Source organism: Robertkochia flava (assembly GCF_020166515.1).
Lineage (GTDB): Bacteria > Bacteroidota > Bacteroidia > Flavobacteriales > Flavobacteriaceae > Robertkochia > Robertkochia flava.
This window is the reverse complement of the sequence record NZ_JAINZT010000011.1, coordinates 1-2,442: the sequence shown is the minus strand read 5'-3', so window position 1 is coordinate 2,442 and position 2,442 is coordinate 1. Positions and strand designations below refer to the sequence as shown.

The 2,442-nt window shown below is 47.5% G+C and carries 1 protein-coding gene, 1 tRNA gene and 1 rRNA gene; all 3 read right to left on the bottom strand.

Annotated features, from left to right (window positions below):
* Nucleotides 1-53 precede the first annotated feature (53 nt).
* The 3 genes from K7R11_RS14975 to K7R11_RS14965 all read right to left on the bottom strand — a co-directional run bounded on the left by K7R11_RS14975 (nt 54) and on the right by K7R11_RS14965 (nt 2,033).
* Nucleotides 54-127: transfer RNA gene (locus K7R11_RS14975), tRNA-Ile, on the bottom strand.
* A gap of 158 nt (nt 128-285) precedes the next feature.
* A 16S ribosomal RNA gene (locus tag K7R11_RS14970) occupies nt 286-1,805 on the bottom strand.
* Between the two features lie 42 nt (nt 1,806-1,847).
* Nucleotides 1,848-2,033: a hypothetical protein gene (locus tag K7R11_RS14965; protein WP_224491651.1), complete on the bottom strand. Its 186-nt coding sequence runs from the start codon at nt 2,031-2,033 to the stop codon at nt 1,848-1,850.
* Nucleotides 2,034-2,442 lie beyond the last annotated feature (409 nt).

The following is a 2,442-nucleotide window of genomic DNA, read 5'->3' as shown; positions in this document are numbered from 1 at the left end:
TTAATCTCCGTAGCTACTCCTTTTCGTGCGCCGTAACTACTTCTTTTAAAAAGTAGTCTCGGGCAGACTCGAACTGCCGACCTCTACATTATCAGTGTAGCGCTCTAACCAGCTGAGCTACGAGACTGTCTTTAAGTGATGTGAGATGCGCGAAGCGTCAACCGACTCTTGTCAAGCCTACTAACGACTCCCGACTCTCTACTCACTAAATAATATTGACAGCTTTAAGCAAATCCACTCCTTTTCTAACCTCTCAACAGGTCTAAGGTATAAGAACTTCTCTAGAAAGGAGGTGTTCCAGCCGCACCTTCCGGTACGGCTACCTTGTTACGACTTAGCCCCAGTTACTAGTTTTACCCTAGGCAGCTCCTTACGGTCACCGACTTCAGGTACCCCCAGCTTCCATGGCTTGACGGGCGGTGTGTACAAGGCCCGGGAACGTATTCACCGGATCATGGCTGATATCCGATTACTAGCGATTCCAGCTTCACGAAGTCGAGTTGCAGACTTCGATCCGAACTGAGACCGGTTTTTTAGATTCGCTCCTGCTCGCGCAGTGGCTGCTCATTGTACCGGCCATTGTAGCACGTGTGTGGCCCAGGACGTAAGGGCCGTGATGATTTGACGTCATCCCCACCTTCCTCTCGGTTTGCACCGGCAGTCCCGCTAGAGTCCCCATCATAACATGCTGGTAACTAACGGCAGGGGTTGCGCTCGTTATAGGACTTAACCTGACACCTCACGGCACGAGCTGACGACAACCATGCAGCACCTTGTAATCTGTCCGAAGAAAAGTCTATTTCTAGACCTGTCAGACTACATTTAAGCCCTGGTAAGGTTCCTCGCGTATCATCGAATTAAACCACATGCTCCACCGCTTGTGCGGGCCCCCGTCAATTCCTTTGAGTTTCATTCTTGCGAACGTACTCCCCAGGTGGGATACTTATCACTTTCGCTTAGCCGCTCAGACCGAAATCCAAACAGCTAGTATCCATCGTTTACGGCGTGGACTACCAGGGTATCTAATCCTGTTCGCTCCCCACGCTTTCGTCCATCAGCGTCAATGACGTGTTAGTGATCTGCCTTCGCAATCGGTATTCTGTGTAATATCTATGCATTTCACCGCTACACTACACATTCTAACCACTTCACACGTATTCAAGACCTACAGTATCAAAGGCAATTTTACCGTTAAGCGGCAAACTTTCACCCCTGACTTATAGATCCGCCTACGGACCCTTTAAACCCAATGATTCCGGATAACGCTTGCACCCTCCGTATTACCGCGGCTGCTGGCACGGAGTTAGCCGGTGCTTATTCGTACAGTACCGTCATCGCTCTACACGTAAAGCTTATTCTTCCTGTACAAAAGCAGTTTACAACCCATAGGGCCGTCTTCCTGCACGCGGCATGGCTGGATCAGTCTCTCGACCATTGTCCAATATTCCTCACTGCTGCCTCCCGTAGGAGTCTGGTCCGTGTCTCAGTACCAGTGTGGGGGATCTCCCTCTCAGGACCCCTACCTATCGTTGCCATGGGGTGCCGTTACCACTCCATCTAGCTAATAGGACGCATGCCCATCTTTTACCGCCGAAACTTTAATCATCAAACCAGGCGATTCGATGATACTATGGGGTATTAATCCGGATTTCTCCGGGCTATCCCCCTGTAAAAGGTAGGTTGCATACGCGTTACGCACCCGTGCGCCGGTCTCAAGATCAGCAAGCTGATCTCTACCCCTCGACTTGCATGTGTTAGGCCTGCCGCTAGCGTTCATCCTGAGCCAGGATCAAACTCTTCATCGTTGATCGTTAAATATGTTTGTCTTAACCTCTCAACCCTCCAAGTCAGTACTCAAAATGAATTTGCTTAAAATTTTTGCTGATTTTTATTCCTAAAAATCGTGCTGTCAACAATATATCAATGAACTTATAATTCTCTTCTTTTGTCATCCCGTCTTTGCCTCGTTTTCCTTGGCTCCGGCGGCGATGCTTCTCGTTAGAAGCGGCTGCAAAACTACAACCTTTTTTCATTCTGGCAAATCTTTTTTGAAGTTTTTTTCAAGCTTCCAAAACCGTTTCCGATTCCTTTTTTCTTACCAGCTTTTCAAGAACGTTTACTCTGTTTGATGTCTCTCTCAGAGCGGCTGCAAAACTACAACCTTTCTTGATTCCTGCAAGCTTTTTTTGAAAAAATTTCTGAAGCTTTTTGCAACTTTTAAAACTCGCTTTTTAATGAACGTTTGCCCTTCTGAAGTGTCCCTCTCAGAGCGGCTGCAAAACTACAACCTTTCTCCATTCCCGCAAGCTTTTTTTGAAAATATTTTTTCCAAGTTGCCCTTCGCGTTTTCAATGCCGTGTAAAAGAACTTTTTCGCTCCAAACTGCCCCTCTTACAAGGTGCCTTGTTGTTCAAAGCGGGTGCAAATATAAGACGGGTTTTT